We start from the raw sequence: 14,654 nt of genomic DNA on the forward strand, positions 1-14,654 counted from the left end.
CCCCGATCGACCCCGAAGGAGCAGCCGGATGACCACGACGGGGGAGCCCACCGCCGACCGGACGCCCGGCCACCGCCCGGCGCCGCACGGCGCGGAGCCGGGCGGCCCAGGACCGGGCCACCCCGAGCCGGAACGGGAACTGCTGCCCACCGCCACCGGCGCCCGCACCCGGGCCGCCGTCCGCGAACTGCTGCGCCCACACCGCCCGCTGGCCGCCGGGGCGTTCTCCGTGCTCGCCGGCGCCACCGCTGCCGGACTGCTCACCGCCCCGCTGCTCGGCCGCGTGGTCGACTCCGTGGCCGAGGGCCGCCCCGTCGACGCCCTCACCCTCCCGGTGCTGCTGCTGGCCGCCGTCGCCGTCGCGCAGGGCGCGGCCACCGCCCTCGGAGTCGGGCTGGTCGCCCGGCTCGGCGAGGGCGTCCTGGCCACCCTGCGCGAGCGGTTCGTCGAACGCGCCCTGCGGCTGCCGCTGGAACAGGTGGAACGGGCCGGCTCCGGCGACCTCACCTCCCGGGTCACCGGCGACGTCTCCACCGTCGCCGAGGCCGTCCGCGGCGCCCTGCCCGAGCTGGCCCGCTCGGTGCTCACCATCGGGCTCACCCTGGTCGGGCTGGCCGTGCTGGACTGGCGGTTCCTGCTCGCCGCCCTGCTCGCCGTGCCCATCCAACTGCACACCGTGCGCTGGTACGTCCGCCGGGCCGTCCCGCTGTACGCCGAACAGCGCGTCGCCGTCGGCGCCCAGCAGCAGCAGCTCCTCGACACCATCGGAGGCGCCCGCACCGTCCGCGCCTTCCGCCTCGCCGAGCAGCACACCGAGCGGGTCACCCGGCGCTCCCGGGCCGCCGTCGAACTGGCGCTGCGCGGCATCCGGCTGCTCACCGGCTTCTACGGCCGGCTCAACCTCGCCGAGTACGTCGGCCTGGCCGCCGTCCTGGCCACGGGGTTCGTGCTGGTCCGGGCCGACAGCGTCTCGGTCGGCACGGCGACCGCCGCCGCCCTGTACTTCCACAGCCTGTTCGGGCCGATCAACGTCGCCCTCGCCCTCGTCGACGACGCCCTGCTGGCCACCGCCAGCCTGTCCCGGCTGGTCGGCGTCGCCGAACTGCCGCTGCCGCACGAACCGCGCCGCCCCGCCCTCCCCGCCGACGCCTCCATCAAGGTCGCCGGCGTCCACCACGCCTACCAGCCGGGCCACCCGGTGCTCCGCGACGTCGACCTGGCCGTCACCCCCGGCGAGCGGGTCGCCCTGGTCGGGGCCAGCGGGGCCGGCAAGACCACCCTGGCCAAGCTGATCGCCGGCATCCACACCCCGTCCGCCGGCACCGTCTCGCTCGGCGGCGTCGACCTGGCCGACCTCGGCCCCGCCGCCGTCCGCCGCACCGTCGTGCTGGTGACCCAGGAGGTGCACGTCTTCGCCGGCCCGCTCGCCGACGACCTGCGGCTGGCCCGGCCGGACGCCACCGACGAGGACCTGCGGACCGCCCTGGACCGGGTGGGCGCCCTCGACTGGGCGCGGGCGCTGCCCGACGGGCTGGACACCGTGGTCGGCGAGGGGGCGCACCGGCTCACCGTGACCCAGGCGCAGCAGCTCGCCCTGGCCCGGCTCGTCCTCGCCGACCCGCCCGTGGCCATCCTCGACGAGGCCACCGCGGAGGCCGGCAGCGCCGGTGCCCGCGTCCTGGAGACCGCGGCGGCGCGCGCCCTGGAGGGCCGGACCGGCCTGGTCGTCGCCCACCGGCTGACCCAGGCGGCCACCGCCGACCGGGTGGTGGTGATGGAGGCCGGGCGGATCGTGGAGAGCGGCAGCCACGCCGAACTCGTCGCCGCCGGCGGGCGCTACGCCGCCCTGTGGGAGGCGTGGGCCGACGAACACTCCGACGGTGAGGACGGGGCCGGTGAGGACGGGGGCGGGGAGGAGCAGGCCGGCGGGAAACCGTCGTGATGCGGCCGATCACCCTCTGGACCGGCTTTGGTGACGGTCAGTAAGATCCCGGGGAATGACTGACGCGTCCCAGGATCCCGGTACCCCGGACCTCCGCGGCCCCGCGCGGTACCTGTGGTGGCTGGTCACCAGCCAGCGCCGCCGGGCCGCCGCCGGCGCCCTGCTGGGCAGCACCTGGATGGTCGCCCTCACGCTGCCGCCGTACCTGCTCTCCCGCGCCGTCGACGACGGCCTGGCGGCCGGCGACCGGGCCGCGCTGTCCGGCTGGGTGGCCGCGCTCTTCGGCGCCGGGGCGTTGAACGCGTGGCTGGGCATCATGCGGCACCGCACGATGACCCGGGTGCGCATGGACGCCGCCCTGCGCACCGTGCGGCTCGTGGTGGACCAGACCACCCGGCTCGGCGCCGTGCTGCCGCACCGGGTCACCGCCGGCGAGGTGGTCACCATCGGGTTCGACGACGTGGGGACGGTCGGCGGCACGCTGACCGTCACCGGACCCGGCGTCGGGGCGGTCGTCGCCTACGTCGTCGTGGCCGCCCTGCTGCTGTCCGTCTCGCCGCTGCTCGCGGCCGTGGTGCTGCTGGGCGTGCCGCTGCTGGCGGTGCTGGTCGGACCGATGCTGGGCCGGTTGCAGCGGGCGACGGCCGGCTATCGGGACCGGCAGGGGGAACTGGCCGCCCGCTTCGGGGACATCGTCGGAGGGCTGCGCGTCCTCGGCGGCCTCGGCGGCAAGGAGGTGTACGCCGAGCGGTACCGGCGGGACTCCCGCCGGCTGCTCGCCGAGGGCTACCGGGTCGGCGCGGTGACCAGCTGGATCGGGGCGCTCGGCGTCGGCCTCCCCGCGCTCTTCCTGGCCGTCGTCACCTGGCTGGCCGCCCGAATGGCCGCCACGGGCTCCATCACGGTGGGCGAACTGGTGGCCGTCTACGGGTACGTTGCGGTCCTGGTGGTGCCGGTCGCGTTCCTCATCCAGAGCGGCTCGGACATCAGCCGCGGCCTGGTCGCCGCGCGGCGCGTCATCCGCTTCCTGGCGCTGGAACCACGCTCCACGGACGGCGCGGACGGACCGGACGCCCCGTCCGTGCTGCGCGATCCGGCCTCCGGCGTCGAGGTGGCCCCGGGGCGGCTGACGGCGCTGGTCAGCGCCCGGCCGGCGGAGGCCGCCGCCGTGCTGGACCGCCTCGGCCGGTTCGTCGACTCCGCGGCCACCTGGGGAGCGGCGCGGCTCGACGGCATCGCCCTGCCGCGGATCCGCGAGCGGATCCTGGTCGCGGACAACGACGCCGACCTCTTCGCCGGCACCCTGCGCGAGGTGGTCACCGGCCGCCGGGACCGTGACGACGAGGAGATCGACCGGGCCGTCCGGGCGGCCGTGGCACAGGACGTCGTCCTCGGCCTGCCGGACGGACTGGAGGCGGCCGTCGAGGCCCGGGGCCGCAACCTCTCCGGCGGCCAGCGGCAACGCGTCCGCCTGGCCCGGGCGCTGCTGGCCGAGCCCGAGGTGCTCCTGGCCACCGAGCCCACCTCCGCGCTCGACGCGCACACCGAGGCCGCCGTCGCGGGCCGGCTGCGCGCCGCCCGCGCCGGCCGCACCACCGTCGTCACCAGCACCTCGCCGCTGCTGCTCGACCAGGCCGACACCGTCTGCTACCTCGTCGACGGCCGGGTCGCCGCCGTCGGCGGCCACCGCGAACTCCTCCGCCGGCGCCCCGACTACCGCCGGCTGGTGGCCCGCGACACGGACGACGAGCGTGACGCCCTCGCCGGCGAGCCCGGGGCGGCGGAGCCGGAGGCCGTGGAGCCGGAGGCCGTGGAGCCGGAGGCCGTGGAGCCCTCCGCCCAGGCCGAGGTGAACCGATGACGGCGCCCGGCCGGCGGACGGACCGGGCGCTGCCCGTCGCCGGGCGCCCCGAGGTACGCCGGGCGGCGATCCGGCTGGTCCGGCAGGACGGACGCGCCTTCACCGCCATGGTCCTGCTGAGCGCCCTGACCGCGGCCGTCGGCCTCGCCGGCCCGTGGTTGCTCGGCCGCCTGATCGACGAGGTCCGGGCCGGCGCCGGAGTGGCCACCGTGGACCGCCTGGCCCTGGCCATCGGGGCGTTCACCCTGGCCCAGCTCCTCCTGGCGCGCTGGGCCGGCCTGGTCGCGCACCGGTTCGGCGAGCGCACGTCGGCGCGCGTCCGCGAGCGGTTCGTCGACCGGACGCTGGCGCTGCCTCCCGCGCTGGTGGAGCGCGCCGGCACCGGCGACCTGACCAACCGCGGCACCGCCGACGTGGCCACGGTGGGGATCACCCTCCGGGACGTCGGGCCGGACGTGTTCGTGGCGGCCGTCCAGGCGCTGTTCATCCTCGGCGCCGTCTTCACCCTCGACCCGCTGCTCGGGGCGTGCGGCCTGCTGGGGCTGGTGGGCATCTGGTTCGCCGCCCGCTGGTACCTGCGCAGGGCGCGCGACGCCTACCTCGCCGAGGGGGCGGCCAACTCGACGCTGGCCGAGGTGCTCGCCTCCACCGCCGCCGGAGCGCGCACCGTGGACGCCTTCGGACTCCGCCGCCGGCGGCTCGCGGTCGCCGAGGAGGCCGTGGAGGAGTGCCGGCGCACCCGGACGCACACCCTGTTCCTGCGCAGCGTGCTCTTCCCGGCCGTGGACATGTCCCATGTCGTCCCCGTGGTCGGCGTCCTGCTGGTCGGCGGGCTGCTGCACGAGCGGGGCGCGACCAGCCTGGGCACGGTGGTCGCCGCCGCCGTCTACCTGCGGCAGCTGGCCCAGCCGCTGGACCGGATCCTGCTGCGGATGGAGCAGCTGCAGAGCAGCGGCGCCTCCTTCGCCAGGGTCGAGGGCGGCGGGGCGGCCACGCCGGTGCCGGCCGCCACCTCGGCCGTTCCGGTCGACGACCGGATCGAGGTGACGGGGGTGCGCCACGCCTACGGGGGCGGTGCCGACGTGCTGCGCGGGGTGGACCTCACGGTGCGGCCGGGGGAGCGGCTGGCCGTCGTCGGGCCGTCGGGGGCGGGGAAGACCACCCTGAGCAGGCTGCTGGCGGGCGTGGAGGCGCCGCGGGAGGGAACGGTGACGGTGGGCGGGGTGCCGATCGCGGAGCTGGCGCCCGAGCGGCTGCGCCGGCACGTGGTGCTGGTGACGCAGGAGCACCACGTGTTTCTGGGAAGCGTGCGGGACAACCTGTCGATCGCCGCGCCGCACGCCACCGACGCCGAGCTGCGCAGGGCGCTGGCGGCGGTCGGGGCGCAGTGGCTGGAGGAGCTGCCGCGGGGGTTGGACACCGAGCTGGGGGCCGGGGGAGTGCTGCTGGACGGGGTGAGGGCGCAGCAGTTGGCCCTGGCGCGGGTGGTGCTGGCGGATCCGCACACGGTGGTGCTGGACGAGGCGACCGCGCTGCTGGACCCGAGGACGGCGCGACGGACGGAGCGTGCCCTGGCGGCGGTGATGGAGGGGAGGACCGTGATCGCCGTCGCGCACCGTTTGCACACGGCCCATGACGCCGATCGGGTGGCTGTGATGGAGGAGGGGCGGGTGACGGAGCTGGGGACGCACCGGGAGCTGGTGGCGGGCGGGGGTGCCTATGCGGCGCTATGGCGTTCCTGGCACGGGGAGGAGGATGGATGATGGGTAGCGGATGCCGCGTGGCGGGCGCAAGGGGTGGTTTCCGCCCTGTGGATAACTTTTCCACCCCTTGTTTTCATGGGATAGCGCAGGACGGGGTCGCCGCGCAAGAGGGTCGTTGTCCGCTGTGGATAACTCTGCCGCCCCCTGTTTTCAAGGGGTAGCACAGGTGGATTAGTTCCGCAAGGGGGATTCTATTGCCTGTGGATAACTCAACACCCCCCTGTTTCCAGGGGTAACACGGGGTGGGTTAAATGCGCAAGGCGTTTATGTTCGGGGTGGGGCACGCCGCTCGCCCGAGTCCGGTAGGGCTCGGGCGAGCGGCGGTTGGGGTCAGTTGTGGTGGAGGTGTCCGGTCCGGAGTGCGGTGAGGAAGGCGGACCACTCGGAAGGGCTGAAGAAGTGGATGGTTCCGTGTGGATCCTTGGAATCGCGGACGGCCCGGCCACCATCACTCGTCGAGGCAACCTCGACGCAGTTGCCTCCTTGTCCTGAATGGGAAGACCGTCGAAAGGGAGACACGACTCGCATCGGCTGGAGATCTCTGCTATCCGCCGAACTTTCCGGCGCGGAGATGCGACAGAAAGATGGACCACTCGGAGGGGGTGAAGAGGTGGATGGTGCCGTGTGGGTCCTTGGAATCGCGGACAGCCCGGCCACCATCGGTCGTCGCAGCAACTTCCACGCAGTTGCCTCCCTGGGTGGAATACGAAGATTTGCGGAACGAGGAGATGATTCGAGCGTTGTTCAACTTTCTCATCCCTTGATGTCGTTCTTGACTTCTCGGATAAGTTCCATAGTGCTGTCTGGGTCGAGGGCCGCGTTCTGAAGCGTGTCAAACGCGTAGGAATATGCGGCGATTTCGTGGGGTTCCTCGATCACCATAGTTGCAGTGATATTCTCCGCAGCTACGGCATCGATCACTGATTCGCTACCGAAGGACAGTGCGGTGAAGGGCACCGAAACGGTTGCTGCCGCGCCTGCCGCCAGTGGGAGGACACGAATCGTATAGCGAGGCTGCTGTCCGATGTCCAACAAGTGATCAAGTTGGGCCATGCGCGCCTCGGCGGAGAACAGTGGCGCCGTGATGGCTGGCTCCCAGATGATCGCACTGAGGTGTGCCCCGCTGTCTCGGAAACGTGCTTGCCGTTCTTGGCGGACCTTTATGAACTCCTGCACGCGGGACGAAGGCACGACCACTGGATTTGAAGCGAGTAGTTCTTCGACGTATCGAGGAACTTGCAGAATTCCTGGTATGAGCACAGTTTCCCACGTCTTGATGTGTGTGGCGTCGCTCTCCAGCGCGATGTAGTCGGCGTACGTCTCGCCGACCGACTCGTAGTCCGCCCACCAGCCGCGAGCGTTGCTCTGCCGGGCGAGCTGTTCCAGGCGTTCCCGCTCGTGCTGGTCGCGCACTCCGTAGAGGTCCAGCAGGGCACGCAGTTCCAGGACTCTCGCGGAGACCTGGCCCGTCTCGATGCGGGAGACCTTCGTCACCGAGTAGTCGATGGCCTTGGCCGCGGTGGCCTGATCCACCTTTGCGGCCAGCCGGTGCCGCCGTAGCGCCGCACCGAGCCTGCGGCTGCGCACCGTGGGCTTCCCGCCAGCGGGCATTCATCCTCCTTGCGTCGGCTCCAGTCTGCCTGATCATCCCTCACCTCGCCCATCGCTCGCACACGTGATGGATTGCGTTCGCTCCAGTGATGACTTGCGAACATGACGACCCGTCGGCTAGCGTGATGAGCGTCACTCAGCGTGGTCCATCCATGACCTGGAGGTGTTCCTGTGGGAGAGAACAGCGTCGAATGGCACTTCTCCCCTCACGCGGAGAGCGTTCCGCTCGCCCGTCAAGCACTCCACAAGCAACTCGACCAGTGGCGCGCGACCAACCAGGCCGACACCGCCGCCCTCCTCCTCTCCGAACTCGCCTCCAACGCCTACCGCTACGGCGCCTCGCGCCCCACCGACCTCATCGGTGTCCGCTTCGCCCTCCGTCCCGCCGTCCTGCGCGTCGAGGTCTCCGACCCCAACCCGCACGCCCCGGGCATCCGCTCCAACGTCCGCTCCGACGACGAGTCAGGGCGCGGCATGCTCCTCGTCTCCGCGCTCGCCGACGACTGGGGCGTCGAACACCACACCCCCACCCACCGCAAGACCGTCTGGTTCGAGATCCAGGCGCCCGGAGCCTCCTGTTGACGCGCCCGAGCCCCCGCCCCCGCTCACTCCCCACCGAGCGCGCCTACCTCTGCGAGGTCACCCGCTCCCTCGCCGGCCCTGACTTCCAAACCCGCACCCACCTCACCGACATCGTCTGGTCCCCCGGCAAGGCGTGCCGTTGGCTGCGACACCACGCCGTCGAGCACGCCCACTCCCTCGACCCGGCCACCGCTTCCGCCCTCCACCACTGGGCCGGCGACCTCGCCCACTTCCGTGACTCCGCCATCGCCCTGGAGACGACCGAGACCCCCTACGTCCGGCGCTTCACCAGCGGCAACGTGACACTCACGCTCTCCGCCCGTCCCATCGAACTGCTGCCGATACTGCGGCAGGCCCCCTGCCGTCGAAGAGCCATCAGATGACCGGCCGCATCGGCGCGGGCGGGGCAGCCGGCCAGGGGCACGTGGCACACTCGTCCTGGCAGTACGCAGCCGGGCGGGGTGGGGGAGGACTCATGGACGGGAACGATCCGCACATCCACGTCGACTCGAAGGTGCTCCAAAGCGATGCCGCCGTCCGCAACGTGCTGGCATCTACCTTCGGTCTGGTGGGCGACCTGCCGAGCCACGTCACCACCGGCTGCGGGCTGCGGGCCCCGTACGCGATGACCTCTCCGCGTCCGGATCGGGTGACCTGCCTGCCCTGTCGTGAGCACGCGCGGCGTGAGCACCTCCGCTTCGCGGAGCAGGTCGAGCGCCTGAGTGGTATGCCGGGATCGACTGTCAGCCCCGCCCAGGGCAAGCTCGCGGCAGACCGCCACCGTGACCTTGCGCGGAGGTTCTCGGACACCGAGGGCTGACTGGCCCACCGGGGAGCCCCGGGAACGTCACGGTTGTCAGTCGCGGACGACGTGCTTACGATCCCCATGGCTCCCCAGGGCTGGAGCGCCGCATGTGACCCCTTCTACCGACCCCCTTGCCCTGCGCGGTCGGTGTGGAGTCCATCGTGCGCGCACGATTCTCAGAGCCCGACCCGGTCATCACGGCGCGGAACCTCGGTAAGACCTACGAGTTCCACCGGCAGCCACAGGGCCTCATGGGGGCCATCCGGAGCCTCTTCCACCGCGAGCTCACCAGCGTTCAGGCCGTCCACGGGCTGGACCTGGAGGTGCGCCGTGGCGAGATCGTCGGCCTGCTGGGCCCGAACGGGGCAGGGAAGACCACCGTCGTCAAAATGCTGTGCGGCCTCCTGGAGCCCACCGCAGGCACCCTGAGCGTCTGCGGGGAACGTCCGTCGGACCGCTCGTCCAGTTTCCTGTCGCGGATCTCCGTGATCTTCGGTCAGAAGGCGATGCTCTGGTGGGACGTGTCCACCCGGGAGTCGCTGAGGATCCACCGCAGCATGTACGGGATCCCGAGCGGTGACTTCTCCGAAGCCGTCGGAAGCCTCGGCGAACTGCTGGGCATCACGGGCATCCTGGACACGCCGGTCCGCAACCTCTCCCTCGGGCAGCGCATGCGCTGCGAACTCGCACTGGCCCTTCTGCACGGGCCGACCCTGCTGTTCGCGGACGAGCCGACCATCGGGCTGGATGTCGAGGCGAAGGTGGTCGTGCGCAACCTCTTCCGTGAGATCAACCAGACCTTCGGCACCACGATCCTGCTCACCAGCCACGACATGAACGATGTCGAGGCGCTCTGCGATCGCGTCATCGTGATCAACGCCGGACGGATGGCGTTCGACGGAGACCTCACCGAGCTGCGTGCGCACGCCGACATCCCCAGGGAGGTGGTGCTCACCTACCGCGACGCCCCCCGCCTTCCTCCGGACGTCCTGTGGGCGTCCATTGAGAACGGGGCGCGCAGCGTTCGGCTGCGCCTGGGGAACGAGCCATTCGCGGAACTGGTCCAGACCGCGACCCGATGGGGCGATCTCCTGGACGTCCGGATCGTGGAAGCCGGACTCGACGAGGTCATGGCGAAGGTGTTCGGTGACAGGGGACGGCGGCCGTGACGCTTCACACCGTCCGACGCGACGCCTCGGTGTTCCTCGCCCTGCTGCGCCAGGAGATCCAGATGATCGCCCAGTACCGCTGGTGGCTGCTGGCGATGCAGGCGAGCGGCATCGTCACGCCGCTGGTCTCGCTCCTGGTGTGGCGCGGCGTCATCGTCCAGGGCGGCACGTCACCCGTCAGCCAGGAGTACCTGACCATTTATCTGGTCCTGGTGAGCCTGGTCACCATGCTCACGTCGAGCTGGACCAGCAGGTTCCTCGCCGAGAGCATCCGCCTGGGACGCCTGAACACCTGGCTCGTCCGTCCGTGCTCCACCCACCTCGCCGCCGCGGCCAACAACGTCGCCGAGAAGATCGCCAAACTCGCCACGCTGCTGCCACTGCTCGCCGCCCTGGCGGCGGCCTTCCACGAAGACATCCACCTGCCCACGCGGCCAGGACCCTGGCTGCTGTTCGCCTGGGCCCTCCTCATGGGCGCCACGATGACCTTCAGCCTCGACGTCATCGTCGGATCGCTCGCCTTCTGGTGGCAGGACGTCTCTGCCGTGGACCGGTTCAGGCAACTGGTCACGCTCTTCCTGTCGGGCGCGCTCGTGCCCCTGGCCGTCATGCCCGCCGCGTGGGGGCCGTTCCTCGCGGCGCAGCCCTTCGGATACATCGTCGCGTTTCCGATCGAGACGCTCCTGGAGCCGAACGCCGCCGACCTCCGGGTCGGATTGGTGGTCCAGGCGGCCTGGGTCGTTCTCGCCCTCGCGACCGCCCGCTTCGTCTGGCGTCGCGGCCTCCGTCACTACCATGGAGCCGGCGCGTGAACCGACGGGCCGTGAGCGTGACCCTCCGGGTGTGGGTCGCCCTGATCCGCCAAGCGTTGATGCGGGATCTGCAGTTCCGCTCCCAGGCGTGGATCCACCTGGCCGCGAGCGTGGGGGAGCTGATCGCCGGAATCGTTCCGGTGCTGGTCGTGACCAGTTACGCCGAACACGATCCGGCGATCCCCCCGGCATCCCTGCTGGCCGTCGGCGTCTTCGCCGTCACCACGGGCCTGATGGACTGCTTCGTCTCCCCGGGCCTGCGCCGATTCGACCTCGCCATCCGCCAGGGCGAACTCGACCTCGCGATCATCAGGCCCGTCCCGACGTTCTTCTACGCGGTCATGCGATGGATTCAACCGACCGAACTCGGCAGGTGCCTGACCGGAATGGCGATCGTCCTGGTCGCCACCGAGACCTTCGATCTCGGTCCGAGTGCGTATGCCGTCGCCTCCATGCTGGTGTGGGCCTTCGTCGGCACCGTCGCCTACTGTGCCTTCTGGGCCAACCTGACCTTTCTCGCCTTCTGGGTCCGCTCCATCGAACCGGTCAATGACCTGGCCGCCGCATGGCGAGGATCCGGGCAGTATCCGCGCCGGTTCTTTCCGCGCACCTTCCAGATCGTCCTGGTCTCGTTCGCCCCCGCGGCGCTCGGCGGCTCGTATCCCGCCGAGCAACTCCTGGAGCCCACCCCGACTCTCCTCCTCGCTCCAATCGTCCTGATCGCGTCGTGCTCCCTCACCGCGCTCGTCTGGCGGCGCGGGCTGGCGCGGTACGACAGCGCGAGCAGCTAGGGGAGTGCCTGGAACGTGCGGCAGGCGCTGGGGCGTGCGCCGGGAGTGGGCGTCGGTGTTGCCCGGGGCAGGCGGCTGGGGCGTGCGCCGGCACGGTGGTTCAGGGGTTGATGGCGTGTTCGGTGAACTGGCCACAGGAGCGGAACCCCAGGCGGCGGTAGACGGGCTCGCCGTCGGCTGACGCCTGCAGGACCGCGATGCGGTGGTCTCGGTCGCGGGCCGCGCGGAGTGCCGCGAGCGTGATGGCACCGCCGTAGCCACGTCGGCGGTGGGCGGCCAGGGTGGAGATGTTGTAGATGCCGGCGACTCCCGCGTGATGGAACACCTCGGCGGAACAGACCGGACGGCTCTCCACGTAGCCGACCAGATACCGGGCCGGGCAGTGCGCGGCCAGTGCCTGCGGGGCGGCCTGGGCGAAGAAGCGGCGGACGGTGTCAGCAGGCGGGTCCCAGTTCGCCGCGAGAACCGTGGCGTAGTCGGCGAGCTGCTCCGGCGTGGCCACCCGCTGGATGTCCAGTCCCTGGACTGAGGGCGGTGGCGGGGTGTGGTCCAGCTCGGCCCACATGGCCGTCTCGTGTTCGGACGCCGGCAGACCGGCCGCGGTCAGGCGGGCGGAGAGGTCCGGTGGTGTCGAGGCGGGCCCCACCCACCAGGAGAAACGGCGGCCGGTGCGGGCCAGCGTCCGAGCGGTCTCGGTGACGCGTGCCGTGGCGTCGGCGACGGTGAAACGGGCCGCGGCCACGATGTTGAAGGTGTCGTCGTCCAGGCCGCTGTCCGCGACCAGGAGGTCACCGGCCTCCGTGACGGTCGCACCAGCCATGCCCCGGTGCAGGTGACAGGCGTGTTCCGCCAGGTTCCGTTCCATCCTGTCCATCAAGTCGGCTTCAGCGAGGAGATGGTCGTTCATGGCGACTGATCCCAGCACGGCCGGGCGCAGGTCGCATGGGGTTTTGTGTCGTCCGTCGGCGGTGTCGCGCCAGCGATCAGCGCGTTCGACGCAGGCCCGCTCGTGATGAATGCACCTAGCCGGTGTGCTCGTGGATGATTTCGCCGATCCTCCGAGGGAGTCCGGGGGAGAACAGCGCGTGCCCCATGCCGTCGATCGCGAGGAACCGGGAGTGCGGGATCGCCTCGGCGACGGCGCGGCCGTGTGGCAGTGGGCGCAGCGGGTCGGCGGTGCCGTGGAGGACGAGGGTGGGCGCGGTGATGGAGGACAGCGGCACTCGGCGGTCCTCGGTCATCCGGCGCCCGGCCAGGTCGTGGTTGAGGGAGGCGGCGGGGTTGGTGGTGAGGTCGAAGGAGGCCTCCACGAAACGGCGGGCGGCGCCCTCGTCGAAGGGGAGGACGTCGCCGCCGAGCACCCGCCAGGTCTCCAGGTTGGCCTCGATCTGCTCGGCGCGCGTGGTCCGGGGCGACGCCGCGAGGTGCGCGAGGTGTGCCAGGAAGCGGGGCGTGGGCGGGGGGAGGTCGTCCGGGTCGGGCTCCTGGCCGGCGAGGGCGCGCGCCCAGGCGGGGCCCGCGTCGTGCCCCATCGGGCCGGTCATCAGCGCGGTCAGGGAGAGCACCCGCTCGGGGCGGTGCACGGCCAGCCACTGGCCGATCGCCCCGCCCAGGGACGCCCCGACGACGTGCGCGGCGGCCACCCCGTGGCCGTCGAGCACGGCTGCCGCGTCGGTGGCCATGTCCGCCAGCGCGTAGGGGTGGGCGGTGAAGTCCACGCAGGTGGAGCGGCCGGTGTCCCGGTGGTCGTAGCGGATGACCTGCCGGCCGCCGGCGACCAGCACGTCCACCAGCTCGTCCGGCCAGCCGATGCCCGGCGCGGAGGTACCCATCACCAGCAGGACCGCCGGGGCGTTCGGCTCACCTATCCGTTCGGTCCACAGCCGAACGTCCCCGGAATCCACCATCAATTCGGTGCGCGCAGTCATGGGCGCCAAATTAGCGAAACGGTTCGCCTTTTTCCATTCCGAGTTGACGAGAATTCTCGTCGCTATTCTGGTACAATGGGAATGTGTCGGGGGGAACTTTCCGACAACGCGTCACCCGGGGCGGCGCAGCGTGTCATGATCGAGGGGCGGCGCAGACGCACACGGGGAGGGGCGGGATGAACCCGGAGACCTGGGCGGCGCACCGCGCGCTGCACGGCGTGTTCGTGCAGGGCAGGCGCGGCCCGGACGTCCAGGCGGACATCGACGCGGCGCGGGACGCCTTCCTGGGGGTGCTCTCCGCGTTCTTCCGCAACGTCATGGAGCGCCCGTTCACCGGCCACGAGCGGCGCGAGGAGGTCCAGGCGTATCTGGAGGCGCTCCAACGCGCCTACCCGGCGGAGCTGGCCGCCCTGGAGCCGGCGCCCATGTCGGTCTTCGTGCTCGAACAGATCGGCCCCGACGCGCCGCCCCCGGGTCGGTCCCGGATCCCGGTGACCGCCGGCCTGGTGTACCAGATGCGCCTGATCACCGAGTACACGGCCAGGCAGGAGGGCATCGTGGGGCAGGAACTGGAGACCTTCCTCCTCGGCGCCTGCGCCCGCTACCAGCAGGGCGGTTCCTGAACGCGGGCCCGGCCGGTCCGCGGTGGCCAGCGGTGGCGCAAACCGGTCGCCCGGGACGCTCCCACATCCCTACGCTTGCGCACCATGGACAGCACCGGAGCGGGCGGCCTGCTCAACGTCGTGGACGTCGAGGCGACCTGCTGGCCGGACGCCCCGCCACCGGGCGCGGTCAGCGAGATCATCGAGATCGGCCTGACCGTCGTCGACGTGGCCGCCGGTGAGCGGGTGGCCCGTCACCGGATCCTGGTGCGGCCGGCCCGGTCCACGGTGAGCGACTTCTGCACCGAACTGACCGGCCTGACCGCGGCCGAGGTGGCGCGGGGGGTCTCCTTCGCCGAGGCGTGCCGGCTGCTGGCGGTCGAGCACCACGCCGGGATCCGTCCGTGGGCCAGCTGGGGCGACTACGACCGCCACCAGTTCACCCGGCAGTGCCGGGCCGCCGGGGTGGCCTATCCGTTCGGCTGGTGCCACACCAACGCCAAGGCGGTCTTCACCGAGGCGCACGGCCTGCGCAAGCGCCCCGGCATGGCGCAGGCGCTGCGCGTCGCCGGGCTCCCGCTCGAAGGGCGTCACCACCGGGGCGAGGACGACGCGTGGAACATCGCGGCCCTCGTCCTCCACCTGGCCGGACGGGGCGCCTGGCCGTCCACCCCCGACCAGCGGCCGGCCGACTCCTGGCGGTAGGCCCGCTGCCGTGCCCGTGTAGTGGTGCGCGGCCGGGGCCGTGTCGCGGGCCCCGGCCGTTCGGCCGGCCGGGGCGGCCGGCC

The 14,654-nt window shown here is 71.9% G+C and carries 16 protein-coding genes; 11 read left to right on the forward strand and 5 right to left on the reverse strand.

What is annotated here, in order from left to right:
• Positions 1-28: 28 nt before the first annotated feature.
• From FHU37_RS06595 to FHU37_RS06605, 3 genes are read left to right on the forward strand one after another with little or no spacing between them, the layout of a single operon-like run.
• Positions 29-1,942: an ABC transporter ATP-binding protein gene (locus FHU37_RS06595; RefSeq protein WP_179813266.1), complete on the forward strand. Its 1,914-nt coding sequence runs from the start codon at positions 29-31 to the stop codon at positions 1,940-1,942.
• 55 nt (positions 1,943-1,997) lie between these two features.
• Positions 1,998-3,803 carry an ABC transporter ATP-binding protein gene (locus FHU37_RS06600; protein WP_179813267.1) on the forward strand — a complete coding sequence of 602 codons (1,806 nt, stop codon included), beginning with the start codon at positions 1,998-2,000 and terminating at the stop codon, positions 3,801-3,803.
• Positions 3,800-5,566 (forward strand): ABC transporter ATP-binding protein, encoded by a 1,767-nt coding sequence (locus FHU37_RS06605; RefSeq protein WP_179813268.1) that lies wholly within the window; start codon positions 3,800-3,802, stop codon positions 5,564-5,566. Before FHU37_RS06600 ends, FHU37_RS06605 begins: the two co-directional genes overlap by 4 nt.
• Before the next feature lie 330 nt (positions 5,567-5,896).
• Here FHU37_RS06605 and FHU37_RS06610 read toward each other — a convergent pair whose 3' ends face one another.
• Genes FHU37_RS06610 through FHU37_RS06620 form a run of 3 tightly spaced genes read right to left on the reverse strand, consistent with a single transcriptional unit; the run spans position 5,897 to position 7,177 of the window.
• Complete coding sequence (locus FHU37_RS06610) at positions 5,897-6,094, reverse strand: DUF397 domain-containing protein (RefSeq protein WP_179813269.1); 198 nt, start codon at positions 6,092-6,094, stop codon at positions 5,897-5,899.
• 16 nt (positions 6,095-6,110) lie between these two features.
• On the reverse strand, positions 6,111-6,323 hold the full coding sequence (locus tag FHU37_RS06615; protein WP_179813270.1) for a DUF397 domain-containing protein: 213 nt from the start codon (positions 6,321-6,323) through the stop codon (positions 6,111-6,113).
• Positions 6,320-7,177, reverse strand: coding sequence for a helix-turn-helix domain-containing protein (locus FHU37_RS06620; RefSeq protein WP_179813271.1), 858 nt, complete (start codon positions 7,175-7,177; stop codon positions 6,320-6,322). The genes FHU37_RS06615 and FHU37_RS06620 overlap by 4 nt, the downstream gene beginning before the upstream one ends.
• Positions 7,178-7,348: 171 nt before the next feature.
• Between FHU37_RS06620 and FHU37_RS06625 the strand changes: the two genes are divergently transcribed.
• The 6 genes from FHU37_RS06625 (at position 7,349) to FHU37_RS06650 (ending at position 11,336) form a co-directional block, all read left to right on the forward strand.
• Positions 7,349-7,759: an ATP-binding protein gene (locus FHU37_RS06625; RefSeq protein WP_179813272.1), complete on the forward strand. Its 411-nt coding sequence runs from the start codon at positions 7,349-7,351 to the stop codon at positions 7,757-7,759.
• Positions 7,756-8,142, forward strand: coding sequence for a hypothetical protein (locus tag FHU37_RS06630; protein ID WP_179813273.1), 387 nt, complete (start codon positions 7,756-7,758; stop codon positions 8,140-8,142). Before FHU37_RS06625 ends, FHU37_RS06630 begins: the two co-directional genes overlap by 4 nt.
• A gap of 92 nt (positions 8,143-8,234) precedes the next feature.
• On the forward strand, positions 8,235-8,579 hold the full coding sequence (locus FHU37_RS06635) for a hypothetical protein (protein WP_179813274.1): 345 nt from the start codon (positions 8,235-8,237) through the stop codon (positions 8,577-8,579).
• Between the two features lie 134 nt (positions 8,580-8,713).
• Positions 8,714-9,733, forward strand: coding sequence for an ABC transporter ATP-binding protein (locus FHU37_RS06640; protein ID WP_218903955.1), 1,020 nt, complete (start codon positions 8,714-8,716; stop codon positions 9,731-9,733).
• Positions 9,730-10,545 (forward strand): ABC transporter permease, encoded by an 816-nt coding sequence (locus FHU37_RS06645; protein ID WP_218903956.1) that lies wholly within the window; start codon positions 9,730-9,732, stop codon positions 10,543-10,545. The genes FHU37_RS06640 and FHU37_RS06645 overlap by 4 nt, the downstream gene beginning before the upstream one ends.
• 11 nt (positions 10,546-10,556) lie before the next feature.
• Positions 10,557-11,336, forward strand: a complete 780-nt coding sequence (locus tag FHU37_RS06650; protein WP_179813275.1) for an ABC transporter permease — start codon at positions 10,557-10,559, stop codon at positions 11,334-11,336.
• Positions 11,337-11,436: 100 nt separating this feature from the next.
• On the opposite strand, the gene FHU37_RS06655 is transcribed toward FHU37_RS06650, so the two are convergent.
• Together FHU37_RS06655 and FHU37_RS06660 are read right to left on the reverse strand one after the other, a co-directional pair.
• The gene (locus FHU37_RS06655) at positions 11,437-12,201 is read right to left on the reverse strand and encodes a GNAT family N-acetyltransferase (RefSeq protein ID WP_179813276.1); all 765 of its coding nucleotides are present in this window, start codon (positions 12,199-12,201) and stop codon (positions 11,437-11,439) included.
• A 157-nt stretch (positions 12,202-12,358) separates the two neighbouring features.
• Entirely contained in the window at positions 12,359-13,264 is a 906-nt protein-coding gene (locus FHU37_RS06660) for an alpha/beta fold hydrolase (RefSeq protein WP_179813277.1), read from the reverse strand.
• A 176-nt stretch (positions 13,265-13,440) separates the two neighbouring features.
• Here FHU37_RS06660 and FHU37_RS06665 point away from each other — a divergent pair, with 176 nt between their 5' ends.
• Both FHU37_RS06665 and FHU37_RS06670 read left to right on the forward strand, forming a co-directional pair.
• Complete coding sequence (locus FHU37_RS06665; RefSeq protein WP_179813278.1) at positions 13,441-13,887, forward strand: hypothetical protein; 447 nt, start codon at positions 13,441-13,443, stop codon at positions 13,885-13,887.
• An 84-nt stretch (positions 13,888-13,971) separates the two neighbouring features.
• Positions 13,972-14,571: a 3'-5' exonuclease gene (locus tag FHU37_RS06670; protein WP_179813279.1), complete on the forward strand. Its 600-nt coding sequence runs from the start codon at positions 13,972-13,974 to the stop codon at positions 14,569-14,571.
• The last annotated feature ends 83 nt before the right edge of the window (positions 14,572-14,654 follow it).

The sequence above is a fragment of the Allostreptomyces psammosilenae genome (assembly GCF_013407765.1).
In the GTDB taxonomy this organism is placed as follows: Bacteria; Actinomycetota; Actinomycetes; order Streptomycetales; family Streptomycetaceae; genus Allostreptomyces; species Allostreptomyces psammosilenae.